This window comes from Sphingomonas sp. (genome assembly GCF_040398505.1).
GTDB lineage: Bacteria > Pseudomonadota > Alphaproteobacteria > Sphingomonadales > Sphingomonadaceae > Sphingomonas.
This window is the reverse complement of sequence record NZ_JBBATX010000004.1, coordinates 18572-31556: the sequence shown is the minus strand read 5'-3', so window position 1 is coordinate 31556 and position 12985 is coordinate 18572. Positions and strand designations below refer to the sequence as shown.

16 protein-coding genes are annotated in these 12985 nt (G+C 65.1%); 1 reads left to right on the top strand and 15 read right to left on the bottom strand.

Annotated features, from left to right (window positions below; genetic code table 11):
- The 14 genes from truB to rimP all read right to left on the bottom strand — a co-directional run.
- On the bottom strand, positions 1-467 hold a 467-nt coding region (gene truB / locus ABWP09_RS01205), incomplete at its 3' end, for a tRNA pseudouridine(55) synthase TruB (RefSeq protein WP_502959739.1).
- A gap of 5 nt (positions 468-472) precedes the next feature.
- Complete coding sequence (locus ABWP09_RS01200; RefSeq protein WP_353203345.1) at positions 473-1171, bottom strand: site-2 protease family protein; 699 nt, start codon at positions 1169-1171, stop codon at positions 473-475.
- 14 nt (positions 1172-1185) lie between these two features.
- On the bottom strand, positions 1186-1782 hold the full coding sequence (locus tag ABWP09_RS01195) for a thymidine kinase (RefSeq protein WP_353203344.1): 597 nt from the start codon (positions 1780-1782) through the stop codon (positions 1186-1188).
- On the bottom strand, positions 1782-2171 hold the full coding sequence (locus ABWP09_RS01190; RefSeq protein WP_353203370.1) for a type II toxin-antitoxin system VapC family toxin: 390 nt from the start codon (positions 2169-2171) through the stop codon (positions 1782-1784). Before ABWP09_RS01190 ends, ABWP09_RS01195 begins: the two co-directional genes overlap by 1 nt.
- Positions 2168-2449: an AbrB/MazE/SpoVT family DNA-binding domain-containing protein gene (locus tag ABWP09_RS01185; RefSeq protein ID WP_353203343.1), complete on the bottom strand. Its 282-nt coding sequence runs from the start codon at positions 2447-2449 to the stop codon at positions 2168-2170. The genes ABWP09_RS01190 and ABWP09_RS01185 overlap by 4 nt, the downstream gene beginning before the upstream one ends.
- Positions 2450-2487: 38 nt before the next feature.
- Positions 2488-3372, bottom strand: a complete 885-nt coding sequence (locus tag ABWP09_RS01180) for an alpha/beta hydrolase family protein (protein ID WP_353203342.1) — start codon at positions 3370-3372, stop codon at positions 2488-2490.
- 31 nt (positions 3373-3403) lie between these two features.
- Positions 3404-3811 (bottom strand): 30S ribosome-binding factor RbfA, encoded by a 408-nt coding sequence (rbfA, locus tag ABWP09_RS01175; RefSeq protein ID WP_353203341.1) that lies wholly within the window; start codon positions 3809-3811, stop codon positions 3404-3406.
- Positions 3808-4179, bottom strand: coding sequence for a helix-turn-helix domain-containing protein (locus tag ABWP09_RS01170; protein WP_353203340.1), 372 nt, complete (start codon positions 4177-4179; stop codon positions 3808-3810). The genes rbfA and ABWP09_RS01170 overlap by 4 nt, the downstream gene beginning before the upstream one ends.
- Positions 4176-4343 carry a type II toxin-antitoxin system RelE family toxin gene (locus ABWP09_RS01165; protein WP_353203339.1) on the bottom strand — a complete coding sequence of 56 codons (168 nt, stop codon included), beginning with the start codon at positions 4341-4343 and terminating at the stop codon, positions 4176-4178. The genes ABWP09_RS01170 and ABWP09_RS01165 overlap by 4 nt, the downstream gene beginning before the upstream one ends.
- A gap of 175 nt (positions 4344-4518) precedes the next feature.
- Positions 4519-7269 carry a translation initiation factor IF-2 gene (gene infB, locus ABWP09_RS01160; RefSeq protein WP_353203338.1) on the bottom strand — a complete coding sequence of 917 codons (2751 nt, stop codon included), beginning with the start codon at positions 7267-7269 and terminating at the stop codon, positions 4519-4521.
- Positions 7266-7994 (bottom strand): DUF448 domain-containing protein, encoded by a 729-nt coding sequence (locus ABWP09_RS01155; RefSeq protein WP_353203337.1) that lies wholly within the window; start codon positions 7992-7994, stop codon positions 7266-7268. The genes infB and ABWP09_RS01155 overlap by 4 nt, the downstream gene beginning before the upstream one ends.
- Positions 7995-8123: 129 nt before the next feature.
- Positions 8124-8354, bottom strand: coding sequence for a tautomerase family protein (locus ABWP09_RS01150; RefSeq protein ID WP_353203336.1), 231 nt, complete (start codon positions 8352-8354; stop codon positions 8124-8126).
- Complete coding sequence (gene nusA / locus ABWP09_RS01145; RefSeq protein ID WP_353203335.1) at positions 8354-9952, bottom strand: transcription termination factor NusA; 1599 nt, start codon at positions 9950-9952, stop codon at positions 8354-8356. Before nusA ends, ABWP09_RS01150 begins: the two co-directional genes overlap by 1 nt.
- Positions 9952-10530: a ribosome maturation protein RimP gene (gene rimP, locus ABWP09_RS01140; RefSeq protein WP_353203334.1), complete on the bottom strand. Its 579-nt coding sequence runs from the start codon at positions 10528-10530 to the stop codon at positions 9952-9954. The genes nusA and rimP overlap by 1 nt, the downstream gene beginning before the upstream one ends.
- Positions 10531-10780: 250 nt before the next feature.
- Between rimP and ABWP09_RS01135 the strand changes: the two genes are divergently transcribed.
- A complete protein-coding gene (locus ABWP09_RS01135; protein WP_353203333.1) occupies positions 10781-11980 on the top strand; it encodes a PQQ-dependent sugar dehydrogenase in 1200 nt (399 codons plus the stop codon).
- Positions 11981-12134: 154 nt separating this feature from the next.
- Here ABWP09_RS01135 and ABWP09_RS01130 read toward each other — a convergent pair whose 3' ends face one another.
- The gene (locus tag ABWP09_RS01130; RefSeq protein ID WP_353203332.1) at positions 12135-12923 is read right to left on the bottom strand and encodes a crotonase/enoyl-CoA hydratase family protein; all 789 of its coding nucleotides are present in this window, start codon (positions 12921-12923) and stop codon (positions 12135-12137) included.
- Positions 12924-12985: the final 62 nt, after the last annotated feature.

Below are 12985 nucleotides of genomic sequence, written 5' to 3'. Positions count from 1 at the left end.
GCATGCACCGTCACCGACCGGCTCGCCAACACCACCTCCGCCCCCGCCCGCGCGAGATCATAGGCCCGCGCGCCACCCACCTTCAGCGCCGAATAAATCGGCGGCACTTGCTCGATCGGCCCGGTAAACCGCGCCAGCACCGCCTCGACCTGCGCGCGCGTCGGGCGCACGTCACTCTCGGCAACCACCTTGCCCTCCAGATCGAGCGTGTCGGTCTGCGCGCCGAAGGTCACGGTAAACGCATACACCTTGTCGCTATCAAGCATCCGCCCGGCGAGCTTGGTCGCCTCACCCAGCGCGATCGGCAGCACTCCCGTCGCCAGCGGATCGAGCGTCCCGCCATGCCCGACCTTGATCCCGCGCTTGCTGACGTCGAACCCGGCCTCCCGCAGCGCGCGCTTGACCGCCGACACGCCTTGCGTCGAGCCCAGCCCGAGCGGCTTGTCGAGGATCAGCCAGCCATGCACGCCGCTCACAAACCGCCAAGCTGCGCGATACCGAGGAAGAACCCGAACACCGCATTGGCGATCGGCCCGATCAAGCGGCGGACGATGTCGAGCTGCGGGCTGATCATCGGCAGCACGAACAACAGGATCAGCAGCAGCGGAAAGCCGAACCGCGCGAGCTTGGCATAGTGCGCGGCCGCCGCTCGCGGCAACAAGCCCTGCACGACATGCCCGCCATCGAACGGCGGCAGCGGGATCAAGTTGAAGACGCCGAGGAACACGTTGACCTGCACGAAGCTGAGCAGCGAGAGGAACGCGAAACCCGACCCGGTATAGAGCGCGCTGGCGGGCGGCACTGCACCGGAAAAGAATGCCGCCAGCACCAACGCCGTGAGCATTGCCAGCACGAAATTCGTGCCGGGCCCGGCGAGCGCAACGAAGATCATGTCGCGGCGGGGATTGCGCAACTTGCGATAATCGACCGGCACCGGCTTGGCCCAGCCGAAGATCGGCGCGTGCGCGATCGCCAGCACCATCGGCAGCACGACCGTGCCGATCGGATCGACATGGCGGATCGGGTTGAGCGTCAGCCGCCCCATCCGCTCGGCGGTATGATCGCCGAACAGCCGCGCGACATAGCCGTGCGCGACTTCGTGAAACACGATCGCAATGACGAGGGGAATGAGCCACACCGCGATGGTGTAGGGCAGGGGAAGGTCGGTCATGGGTTCCGTTCGCTTTAGCTGGCCCCAGGTCCAAGAAGGGGCGCCAACTTCTCGCTGAAATGGCGACGGCACAGCGCAATGTACAGGTCGTTGCCGCCAATCTCGGTTTGCGCCCCCGCCGCGACGGCATTGCCCGACGCATCAACGCGCAGATTCATCGTCGCCTTGCGCCCGCATGCGCAGACCGATTTGATCTCGATCAGCGAATCCGCAATCGCCAGCAACCGCGCCGACCCTTCGAACAGATGCCCCAGAAAATCGGTGCGCAGCCCGTAAGCGAGGACGGGCACACCATGCGCATCCGCCAGCGTGGCGAGCTGGTCGACTTGGCCGGTGGTGAGAAACTGCGCTTCATCGACCAGCACGCACGCGGGCGCATCGGCGCCGCTCGCCTGCACCGCCGCCACCAGATCGGTCGCGCGGTCGAAGGCGAGGGCGGGGGTATCGAGCCCGATCCGCGACGTGATCCTGCCCGCCGCGAACCGATCATCGATCGCCGCGGTGAACAGCACGGTGCGCATCCCGCGTTCGCGATAGTTGAAATCGGCTTGCAGCAAATTGGTCGATTTGCCCGCGTTCATCGACGCGTAGTAGAAATAGAGCTTGGCCATCAGGGGAGCGTCTCGATCGGCACGGGCGTGTCAGGGCCGGCCGCCTTGGCAAGTCTGTGGTCGAAGGTGACGAAGCTGTCGCACGAGCCCGAGGCACCGAGATGCAGCATATCGGCGAAGTCCGCACCTTCCACGAAGCGCTTGATCGCCCAGTCGATGCCCGGTGGTGCATCGCGCATGGTCGGCAGGTCGATCAGCGTCGTCAGCGCCTCCCCGATGCGCGCGCGCGGCCATTTGTACGTCGACCGCAGCACCCATTCGGTTTCGAGCAATACGCTGGGCAATAACGCAAAATCGCGCGACAGCACGGCCTTGGCGGCAAGAACCAGACGTGCGTCATCGTCGACCAGAACGCGCACGACGATGTTGGTATCGACCGCGACGGTCAGATGTCATCCTTGGATCGCGCGGCGAACATCGCGTCGATGGCGCGGTCCATCTCCTCGATCGGCACCGGCGGCCCCTCCCATTTGGGCGCGATCTCGCGGAGATGCGCGAAAATCTCTTCGGCGGTGCGTCCGCTTTTCGCAAGCACCGGGCGTAGCAAGACCCCGTTGCCGGACTTGATCACATCGAGCTTCTGGCCCGCCACCAAGCCGAGCGCATCCCGCACATCCTTGGGGATGACGACCTGGCCTTTTCCCGAAAGGGTTGTTTGCGCATTCATCCCGGTAAGATGCGTCTTACCGGTAATTCTGTCAAGGTTCAGCGTCGTGGCGGAACGAGCGCGTCCAGCCACGCGACGAGCGCGAGCGACAGCGCAATGCGCTTGTCCGAGAACGCATGGTCGGTTGCCCAGATCGCGCCCGTCACGTGCAGGTTGCCAGCGGTGCGTGCCGCCTCGGAATAGCCGATATTTGCATCGCCAATACCGCGCGTTGCGCCATAGATCGCGATCGGACGCTTGCCATAGGCGGCGATCCGGCGGCGCAGGTCGAAACGATCGATGTTGGTCGTTATCTCGCTGGCGAGCGCTGCTTCGCTGGTTCCTGCCAGCGGTGGCAGATCGCCAAGCGCTTCTTCGTGCCACGCCTGCTTGCCCGCAGCAGTCGCCAAATCGCGGCCGTTGGCCCCGATGTCCCAGGCGTCGATCAGGAGCAGGCCGATCACGGCCGGGTCGTCCGCAGCGGCATCCGCCGCCATGAAGCCGCCCATACTGTGTCCGGCCAGCGCGACCCGAGCCGGATCGATATGGTATTTTGCCATGATCGCGGGGTTACGGAGATAGGCGAGCGCGGCGTGGGCATCCTCCGCTGCGCCGCCGAACGAAAAAGCGCCGGGGCTGCCCCAAGATCCGCGATAGTGCATCGTTAAGACGTTCCAGCCATTCCGCCGGGCTGCCTGTGCAAGATCGAGATTCTGCTCGTTCCCCGGAAAGCCGTGGAACAGGATCAATGTCGGGTGCGGGCCTGCGCCCGATGCGGTGTAGATCAGCGCGTTAATCGCGCCGTCCTTCACCGGCAAGACGAACGCGTCATTGCCGGCGGGCAGGGCGGCATCAGGTGCCGGGTCGGTTATTGCGGGGGAGGGCGTCTGCGCCATCACCGGCGCTGCCATCAGTAAGGCGAGTGCCGATACGAGTTTGAACATGGCATTTCCCTCTCGGCGATGTGACCGCGCGTCAGCGCGCGCTCTCATCCTCACCCGTCAAGTCCTGCGCCACATGCGGCGCGCGCAGCAGCGTGTCGATATGGCTGCCTTCGTCAAAGCTTTCGTCCGCCAGGAACTTCAGCTTGGCGGCATATTTCATATGGACCCGCGCGGCGACTTCGCGCTGGAGATAGGCGGTGTTGGTGCGCAGCGCCTTGAGCACCGCCTCCTCGTCGCGGCCGAGCAGCGGCTTCATGAACACCGTCGCGTGGCGCAAATCGGGCGACATGCGCACCTCGGTGATCGTCACCGGATGCTTGGCGAGCGTCTCGTCATGCACGTCGCCGCGCGCGAGGATGTCGCTGATCACATGCCGCATCTGCTCGCCGACGCGGAGCAAGCGGACAGCACGGGTTTCGGGGGTTTCGGTTGGTCTCATTCCGGCAAAATCTCGTCTACAGTGACCGCAAGCGCCTCGGCCAATTTTCGCCATAGCGCGGGCTTGCCATGAGCCTTGCCATTTTCGATCTCCGACAGCGCCGATTTGCGGCTGCCGGTCAGCGTCGCGAGTGTTTCAAGACTCATCCCGCGGTATTTGCGCCATGCGCGCAAGGCGTTTTCGCCGTTAACGATCGATTCGACCAGCGCAAACGGAACATATTCCGCTCCGGTCCGCCGCCGCTGTTCGGCGGCGACCGCCGCATCGGTATCGGCACGATCTTCCGCGATATCGACCAGGCGATCATAGTCGGCAGCAGGGAGCATCGCGATCCGCTGGCCGGCGATTTCCACGAATTGTACGGTCATGACCTGTCCTCGTAAATCGCGCCACGCGGTCCGATATCGTCAACGACCAACGTATCGTCTTCGATGTGGAAGATCACGCGCCAGTCTTGAACGCGCAGACGATACTCCGTCCGGCCTTGCAACCGGATCACATTGGCGTTCTCGCCCGGCCAGGTGTCCGCCAACGCGGCAATCTTTCGCACGAGCAGGGCTCGCTTGTTGGATTTCCGGAGCGCTTGCCCGGCAACGCGGGAAATCGCGATCTTCCCGCGTCATAGCGTACCAGAGCACAGCGAGCCGGCAAAATGGATTCGGATGTTCGGAATATGCGTGTTCCGCACATCCGAACATCCTCATCGATCACAGCGTCCGTTCGCGCAGTTCGACTTCGAACGTCTCCAAAAAGTCGCCCGGCTTGATGTCGACGAAGTTCGACGTGAAGGTCACCCCGCACTCCAGACCCGCGCGGACTTCGGCCACGTCGTCCTTGAAGCGGCGCAGCGAGGCGATTTCGCCCTGGTAGATGATGACATCGGCCCGGGTGATACGCGCCTTGAGCGCCTTGCGGATATTGCCTTCGGTGACGAGCAGACCCGCCGCCTTGCCGTGCTTACCGGCCGAGAAGACGTCGCGGATTTCGGCGCGGCCGACCACCGTTTCGAACGCCTCGGGGCCAAGCTCACCCGCCATGCCAGCGCGGATCTCGTCAGTCAGGTCATAGATCACGTCATAATATTTGAACGCGACCTTGTGGCGCTCGGCAATTTCGCGCGCCTTGGCGTTCGGACGCACGTTGAAGCCGATGATCGGCGCGCCGCTCGCGCCTGCGAGCGTCACGTCGCTCTCGGTAATGCCGCCGACGCCCGAATGCAGCACGCGCGCCTTGATCAGATCGGTCGAGATCTTGTTGATCGCGCCGACGATCGCCTCGACCGAGCCTTGCGTATCGGCCTTGACCACCAACGGATATTCGATCGCCTGCTTTTCCTTCAAAGCACTGAACATGCTCTCAAGGCTCGCCGGGCCACCCGCGGTGCGCTTGCTGGTCATCACGCCCTGGCGATATTCCGCCACTTCGCGCGCCCGCGCTTCGTTTTCGACCACCGACAGCGGATCGCCCGCACGCGGTACGCCCGAAAGCCCCAGCACTTCGACCGGCATCGAAGGGCCGGCTTCCTTGATCTGCTGGCCCTTGTCGTTGGTCATCGCACGGACCTTGCCGCTTTCGGCACCGACGACGAAGATATCGCCAACGCGGAGCGTACCGCGATTGACCAGCACGGTCGCGACCGGACCACGGCCCTTGTCGAGCTTGGCCTCGATCACGGTGCCCTCGGCCGGGCGATCGGGATTGGCCTTCAGCTCGAGCAATTCGGCCTGCAGCTGGATCTTCTCGATCAGCTCGTCGAGCCCGGTCTTCTTGAGTGCCGAGACTTCGACGTCCTGCACGTCGCCCGACATTTCCTCGACCACGACTTCATACTGCAGCAGCGCCTCGCGCACTTTCTGCGGATTGGCGTCATGCTTGTCGACCTTGTTGATCGCGACGATCATCGGCACGCCAGCCGCCTTGGTGTGGTTGATCGCCTCCACCGTCTGCGGCTTGATCGCATCGTCGGCGGCCACCACCAACACGACGATGTCGGTGACGTTGGCACCGCGCTGCCGCATTTCGGTAAAGGCTTCGTGGCCGGGCGTGTCGAGGAAGGTGATCTTCGACTTGTCCTTCAACGTCACCTGATACGCGCCGATATGCTGGGTGATGCCGCCGGCCTCGCCCTTCACCACATCGGTGCCGCGCAGCGCGTCGAGCAAGCTCGTCTTGCCGTGGTCGACATGGCCCATGATCGTGACGACGGGCGGACGCGGAACCGCATTCTCATCGGTATCCTCACGCGTGTCGTTGGTCAGATCGACGTCCGAATCGCTGACGCGGACAATGTTGTGGCCGAATTCGGTCACAAGCAATTCGGCCGTGTCCTGGTCGATCGTCTGCGTCATCGTGACGGGCATACCCATCTTGAACAGCGTCTTGACCAGATCGGCACCCTTTTCCGCCATGCGGTTGGCGAGTTCCTGCACCGTGATCGCCTCGGGAACGACGACGTCGCGGATTTGCTTGGCCTGCACCTCGCGCGGGCCGCCCATCCGGCGATGTTCCTTCTCGCGTGCCCGCTTCAGCGCGGCGAGGCTGCGCGCGCGCGCGCCGTCGCCATCGTTGAGCGCGCGGTTGACGGTCAGCTTGCCGCCGCGACGCTCGTCCCCCTTGCGGTCGCGTTGACCCGGGCGCGAGGGCGATTCGGAGGTGGCAGGTGCCGCAACGCCGATCGCCGGGCGCTTGGCCGCGCCGGGAGTGGCGGACGCGCTCGTCGCGGCGACGGGTTCCGGGGCCGGTGCGGGGGCAGGACGCGGCCGTTCGGGACGCGCTACCGGCGAAAACATGCGCGGGGCGGGCAGCGACGGATCGAGGCCAAACCCACGCGGCGGCGCGGCTACGACGGGCGCGGCCACGACGGGCGCAGCCACCGCGGGAGCGGCGACGGGCGCGGCGACCGGAGCGGCAGCTGCGGCAACGGGCTGGGCAGGCGCTGCTTCGGCAACGACCGGGGGCGTAACCGGTTCTTGGGCCGGTTGTGGTGCCGGTTGTGGCGTCGGATCGGGGGCGGCGGCACTGTCGGGTGCATCCCCGGCGCGGCGATTTTCCTCGGCGCGGCGGCGTTCTTCTTCCTGCGCTTCGAGCCGGTCGCGCTCTTCGCGGCGACGCGTTTCCTCAAGCGCGTTCATCCGCGATTCGTCGGCCTCGCGCAGCAACTTGGTCTGCAGCTCCTGGCGCGAGAGCAAAGAATTGGCGGGCGAGATCGGCGCGGGTGCGGGCGGCGGGGCCGGACGCGGCGCTTCGGCCACCGGAGCGGGCGCAGGGGCCGCTTCGACCACGGGTGCCTCGGCCGGACCACCGGGGCCAAGGATGCGGCGGCGCTTCACTTCAACCACGACGGTGTTCGACCGACCATGGCTGAAGCTCTGCTTGACCTTGCCGGTCTCGACCGTGCGCTTCAGCCCAAGTGGCTGACGCATCCCGAGTTTCGGCTTTTCGTTGTCGGTGTCGCTCACTCAAGTTCCTCGCATGTGTCGTCGTCCGCGACGGAGTTGCCAGCTCCGGTCGGGATAATTTGAAGCGCCGATGCGCCCAGCGAACCGATTTCGCAAGGCGCAAGGGCGGGATGGGATCCGATGAAATGCAGCCAGCGCGTCAGTGTTTCACTCACGCGCCGCGCCGCATCGCGCTCTGTCAGGCCGATATGTACCACATTCTGCCGACCCAGTGCCACGGCCAATATGGTGCGCGGGACGGGCAGTGCCAACCCCCTGAGGTCGCTACCCTCTTCATCCTGTCCGACGCGCCACGCCTGATCGAGCTTGCGGTTGCCGTCGGTGCCGGCATCGGCGGCGTGGAGCAGCAAATGCAGCTTGCCCGAGCGCGCGGCGGCCTCGATCTTTTCGGCACCGGTCAGCAAATTGCCGGTGCGCGCCTCCAGCCCGAGCCGGTCGAGCACGGCACGTTCGAGCGCGGCGGCGATCAGCGCGGGGAGATCGTCGGGAATCGCGATCGGCCCGGTCTTGAACGCGCGCGCGAGCGCGGCCTTGAGCTTGCCCTTGGCGATCGCGGTTTCCAGCTCGGCGCGGGTGACGCCGATCCACGCCCCGCGACCCGGCGCCTTGGCACGCACATCGGGAAACACCGCGCCATCGGGCGACAAAGCGAGCCGAATCAGCGACTCCCGCGGCGCGCGTTCGCCCAGCAGGATGCAGCGGCGGATGGGGTCGTCTTCGCTCATACTTCGTCACCCCCTGAGCGCGCGGGTGTCATCCCCGCGAAAGCGGGGACCCAGCTCCCGGCGTCGGTGATGGGTCCCCGCTTTCGCGGGGATGACCTCGGGTATGGAAGGAATGAGTAGCCTAGCGTCTCATACTGAGGATTCCGCATGAGCGTCCTCCTGCAATTTCGGTGCATCCCGATCCACGATCAGCACCCCGCCGGCACCATAATTCTCCGTCGACACTTCCTCGATCACGATCTGCACCGCAGCCGGGTTCTTGCCCAGCCGCGCGACGAGCGACCGGGTGACGTCCGCGACGATGCCGGACTTCTGGTCCTTGGTCGCGGTGCCCGAGATGCGGATGCTGACGAACGGCATCAGGCCTTTTCATCCTCGAACCAGTGCGCCCGCGCGGCCATGATGATTTCATTCCCCTGCGCTTCGGTCAGGCTATATTCGCCGAGCACGCCACCCTTGTCCTCGGGACGCTTGTTCTGCTCGGCGCCTTCGGCGCGGCGGCGCTGCTCCTGGCGCTTTTTCTGGATCAGCTCGTCGGTCGCGAGATCGGCGAGATCGTCGAGCGTCTTGATCCCGGCCTTGCCGAGCGTGACCAGCATCGCTTCGTTGAGATGCGGCAGTTCGGCGAGCGCATCCTCGACGCCCATGCCGCGGCGTTCCTCGCGATTGGCGGCTTCGCGACGGTCGAGCGCTTCGGCGGCGCGGCTCTGCAACTCGGCGGCGAGATCGTCGTCAAAGCCTTCGATCGAGGCGATTTCATCGACCTCGACATACGCGACTTCCTCGAGCGCGCCAAAGCCCTCAGCGACGAGCAGCTGCGCCAGCGTCTCATCGACGTCCAATTCGGTCTGGAACATTTCGGTGCGCTCGGCGAATTCCTTCTGGCGCTTCTCGGAGGCGTCCTGCTCGGTCAGGATGTCGATCGCCTTGCCGGTCAACTGGCTGGCGAGACGGACATTCTGGCCGCGACGGCCGATGGCGAGCGACAGCTGATCGTCGGGAACGACGACTTCGATGCGATCCTCTTCCTCGTCGATCACGACGCGCGATACCGAGGCCGGCTGCAGCGCGTTGACGACGAAGGTTGCGGTGTCGGGCGACCAGGGGATGATGTCGATCTTCTCGCCCTGCATTTCCTGCACCACCGCCTGCACGCGGCTGCCCTTCATCCCGACGCACGCGCCGACCGGATCGATCGAGGAATCATGCGAAATCACGCCGATCTTGGCGCGCGAACCGGGGTCACGCGCGGCGGCCTTGATCTCGATGATGCCGTCGTAAATCTCGGGCACTTCCTGCGCGAACAGCTTCTTCATGAAATCGGGGTGCGCGCGGCTGAGGAAAATCTGCGGCCCGCGATTCTCGCGGCGGACGTTGAGGATCAGCGAGCGGATGCGATCGTTGACGCGCACCACTTCGCGCGGGATTTGCTGGTCGCGGCGGATGACGCCCTCGGCGCGGCCGAGATCGACGACGACATGGCCGAATTCGACGCGCTTGACGACGCCGGTGATGATCTCGCCCATCCGGTCCTTGAATTCTTCATGCTGGCGCTCGCGCTCGGCATCGCGGACCTTCTGGAAGATGACTTGCTTGGCGGCCTGTGCGGCAATGCGGCCGAATTCGATCGGGGGCAGCGGATCGACGATGTAATCGCCAACGACCGAACCCGCCTGGAGCTTCTGGGCTTCCTTGAGGTTTACCTGCTTGAAATAATCGTCGACCGCTTCGACCACTTCGACGACGCGCCACAGGCGCAAATCCCCGGTGGTGGGATCGAGCTTCGCGCGAATATCGTTTTCGGCGCCGTAACGCGATTTGGCGGCGCGCTGGATCGCGTCTTCCATCGCCTCGATCACGATCGCCTTGTCGATCATTTTCTCGGTGGCGACGGCGTTCGCAATCGCGATCAGCTCGGCGCGGTTGGCGGTAACGCCGGAGGTCGCTGGGATGGCCATCAAATCTGTCCTTCGTCTTCGGTACCTTCGGGCACCAGCTCTTCTTCGGTTTCTTCTTCCTCGACACCGTCCATCGAAAGCGGACGGGTCGCGGCGATCAGCGCGTTGGTCAGCACCAATTTGGCGGTGCCGACTTGCGAAAACGGGACTTCCATCTCGCCCTTGGTGGCGACGTAAATGGTAATGACATCGCCCGCCACGCCTTTGAGCAGGCCGGTCAGCACCTTGCGCCCGTCGATCGGGGCGGCGAGCACGATGCGCGCTTCATGCCCGTCCCAATCGGCGAAATCCTTGAGCCGCGTCAGCGGCCGGTCGATCCCCGGCGAGGAGACTTCGAGGCGATATTCCTCGGGAATCGGGTCGCGACCTTCGGCTTCGAGCGCGTCGAGCCGGTCGGAGATGCTGCGCGACAGGGCCGCGCAATCGTCGATCGTCAGCTGGCGCGTGGCGGGGCGTTCGGCCATCACTTGCAATGTCAGGTCGCCCTTGCCGCCGAACAGCTTCACGCGCACCAGATCGAAGCCGAGCGCTTCGGCGAGCGGGGCGACAAGCGCGGTAAGATCGGGCGTTTCGGCCACAGGAGTCCAATGCAAGGGTCTTCGGCGCCGGAACCGGGTGGCTCCAGCCTCTTCACCGTAACGATGTAGAGAGTGAGGGCGATATAGGCAGATCGCGGGCGGCTGGCAAGCGTCGTCCACCAATCCGTCACCCCGGACTTGTTCCGCGGTCCACGGTGCTGCAAAAACCGGCGACGGGGTTCACAGAGCAGTGGACCCCGGAACAAGTCCGGGGTGACGACGGTATGGTACTCCGTCACAGGAGATTGCCATGCGCGTACGGGTTTTGATTCTTTCGGTAGCGATGATTGGGGCGGCCTGCTCGGCCCAAGGCACGCAGAAATTGCCGCGTAACGCGCCCGAAGCGACGGTCAAGAATGTCCCTGCGACGACCGGTCGCGCCAATCTGCGCGAGACGCCGCCGCCCTTCACGATGACGCGGATCGGAACCTTCGCCGAACCCTTCGCGCTTGCCATGCTGCCCGGCGGCGCGGCGCTGGTGACCGAGAAAGCCGGGCAGCTGAAGCTGCGCTGGGCCGATGGCAGCGTGGTGACGGTCGGCGGCGTGCCGCGCGTCGCGAAGGTCGATCAGGGCGGGTTGCTCGATGTCGCGATCGCGCCCGGCTTTGCGAGCAATCGCGGCGTCTATCTCACCTATTCCGAACCCGGCAAGGACGGCGCGGCGCTCGCACTGGCGCATGCGACGCTGAAAATCACGCAAGTCCAATGCATCCGCGCGCCCTGCCCGGCGCAGGCATCGCTCGAGGGTTTCCGCGTGTTGTGGCGCTCGGGCATGAACGGCGTCGGCGGACAATTCGGCGCGAACATCGCCTTCGCGCCCGATGGCAAATCCCTGTTCCTGTCCTCGGGCGAGCGCCAGCGTTTCACCCCGGCGCAGGATCCCGAACAGCGGCTCGGCAAGATCCTGCGGCTGACGCTCGACGGCAAGGCATGGCCTGGCAACCCGCAATATAAGGCAGGCGGCGTGCGCGCGGAGACGTGGAGCACCGGCCACCGCAACCCCTACGGCCTCGCCTTCACCGCCGACGGTCGTTTGTGGGAGGAGGAGATGGGGCCGATGGGCGGCGACGAGCTCAACCTCATCCTGCCGGGCAAGAATTATGGCTGGCCGATCGTCTCGAACGGCGACAATTATTCGGGTCAGCCGATTCCCGATCACCCCAGCCGCCCCGATCTCGAAGCGCCCAAAGTGTGGTGGAATCCGTCGATTTCACCGGGCGGGATGATCGCCTATTCGGGCGCGATGTTCCCGGGGTATCGCGGCAATCTGTTCATCGGCGCGCTTGGCGGCCAGGCGCTGATTCGAGTCGTGGTCACCGGCGACAAGGCCATGGCCGTCGCGCAATGGCCGATGGACGCGCGCGTCCGCGACGTGGCGCAAGCGGCCGACGGTGCGATCTGGCTGATCGAGGATGAAGGCGCGCTGCTGCGGCTGACGCCGAAGCGGTAAGGCGGGTGGGGTAAAGTTTCGATCACCGAAATCCGTTCGGGCTGAGCCTGTCGAAGCCCCGTTTGCCCCACGCTGGCCGGTGAGGTTGGAGACGTGCCCTTCGACAGGCTCAGGGCGAACGGATTTGGCTGATAGGCCTCGATAAAACCAACGCTCAATCCGCGTCGGAAAACACCGCGGGCCGCTTCTGCATATTGGCGGCGACCTGTTCCATCATCGGCGGCTTGCCGATCACGGCGATCTGCTCATTGGTCTCGGCCTCGAGCATCGTTAGCGGGTCGGCATCGTGCGCCATGTTGCACAGCCGCTTGGCGCCGCGAATCGCATTGGGGCTTTTCGCGGCAATGTCGCGCGCCAGCGCCATCGCGGCGGCGTGCGGGTCTTCGGCGATGCGCGTGATGAAACCGTGGCGCAGCGCTTCCTCGGCATCGAATTCACGCGCGGTATAGACCAGCTCGCGCAGCACATCGTCGCGCACCAGCCCGCGCCAGATCGGGAAGCCCGCCATATCGGGCACGATCCCCCAATAGGTCTCGCGGATCGCGAAGCGCGTGCCCGGCGCGGCGATGCGGATGTCGGCCCCCGACATGATCTGAAAACCCCCGCCCATCGCGACGCCGTGCACCGCGGCGATCACCGGCACGGGCAAATTGCGCCAGCCCCAGGTGACATGTTGCGGCAGGATGCTGCCCTGATCGTTGCGGTCGATCCGGGTAAGGCCCGATCCGCCCCCCGCCATGCTCGCCATGTCGAGCCCGGCGCAAAAGGCGCGGCCTTCACCCGACAACACGACGCAGCGCACATCCTTGCGGGGATGCAGCGCGTCGATAGCCGCGCCAATTCCTTCGAACATTGCCGGGTCGATCGCGTTCATCTTGTCGGCGCGCGTCAGGCGCACATCGGCGATATGATCGGTGACGGTAATCGATACGCGGTCGTTCATGCTATTCTCCTGATACCGCGCAGCGGTTAGTCCAATGGGTTCGGCAAGCGTTGAAAGAAAAT

What these genes read in the sequence shown, in the direction of transcription:
- ABWP09_RS01195 (WP_353203344.1), bottom strand. Translation starts at nt 1,782, where the DNA reads ATGGCCAAGCTCTATTTCTACTACGCGTCGATGAACGCGGGCAAATCG.
- ABWP09_RS01185 (WP_353203343.1), bottom strand. Translation starts at nt 2,449, where the DNA reads ATGAATGCGCAAACAACCCTTTCGGGAAAAGGCCAGGTCGTCATCCCC.
- ABWP09_RS01130 (WP_353203332.1), bottom strand. Translation starts at nt 12,923, where the DNA reads ATGAACGACCGCGTATCGATTACCGTCACCGATCATATCGCCGATGTG.
- ABWP09_RS01155 (WP_353203337.1), bottom strand. Translation starts at nt 7,994, where the DNA reads ATGAGCGAAGACGACCCCATCCGCCGCTGCATCCTGCTGGGCGAACGC.
- ABWP09_RS01150 (WP_353203336.1), bottom strand. Translation starts at nt 8,354, where the DNA reads ATGCCGTTCGTCAGCATCCGCATCTCGGGCACCGCGACCAAGGACCAG.
- ABWP09_RS01135 (WP_353203333.1), top strand. Translation starts at nt 10,781, where the DNA reads ATGCGCGTACGGGTTTTGATTCTTTCGGTAGCGATGATTGGGGCGGCC.
- ABWP09_RS01200 (WP_353203345.1), bottom strand. Translation starts at nt 1,171, where the DNA reads ATGACCGACCTTCCCCTGCCCTACACCATCGCGGTGTGGCTCATTCCC.
- ABWP09_RS01180 (WP_353203342.1), bottom strand. Translation starts at nt 3,372, where the DNA reads ATGTTCAAACTCGTATCGGCACTCGCCTTACTGATGGCAGCGCCGGTG.
- nusA (WP_353203335.1), bottom strand. Translation starts at nt 9,952, where the DNA reads ATGGCCATCCCAGCGACCTCCGGCGTTACCGCCAACCGCGCCGAGCTG.
- rbfA (WP_353203341.1), bottom strand. Translation starts at nt 3,811, where the DNA reads ATGAGACCAACCGAAACCCCCGAAACCCGTGCTGTCCGCTTGCTCCGC.
- ABWP09_RS01170 (WP_353203340.1), bottom strand. Translation starts at nt 4,179, where the DNA reads ATGACCGTACAATTCGTGGAAATCGCCGGCCAGCGGATCGCGATGCTC.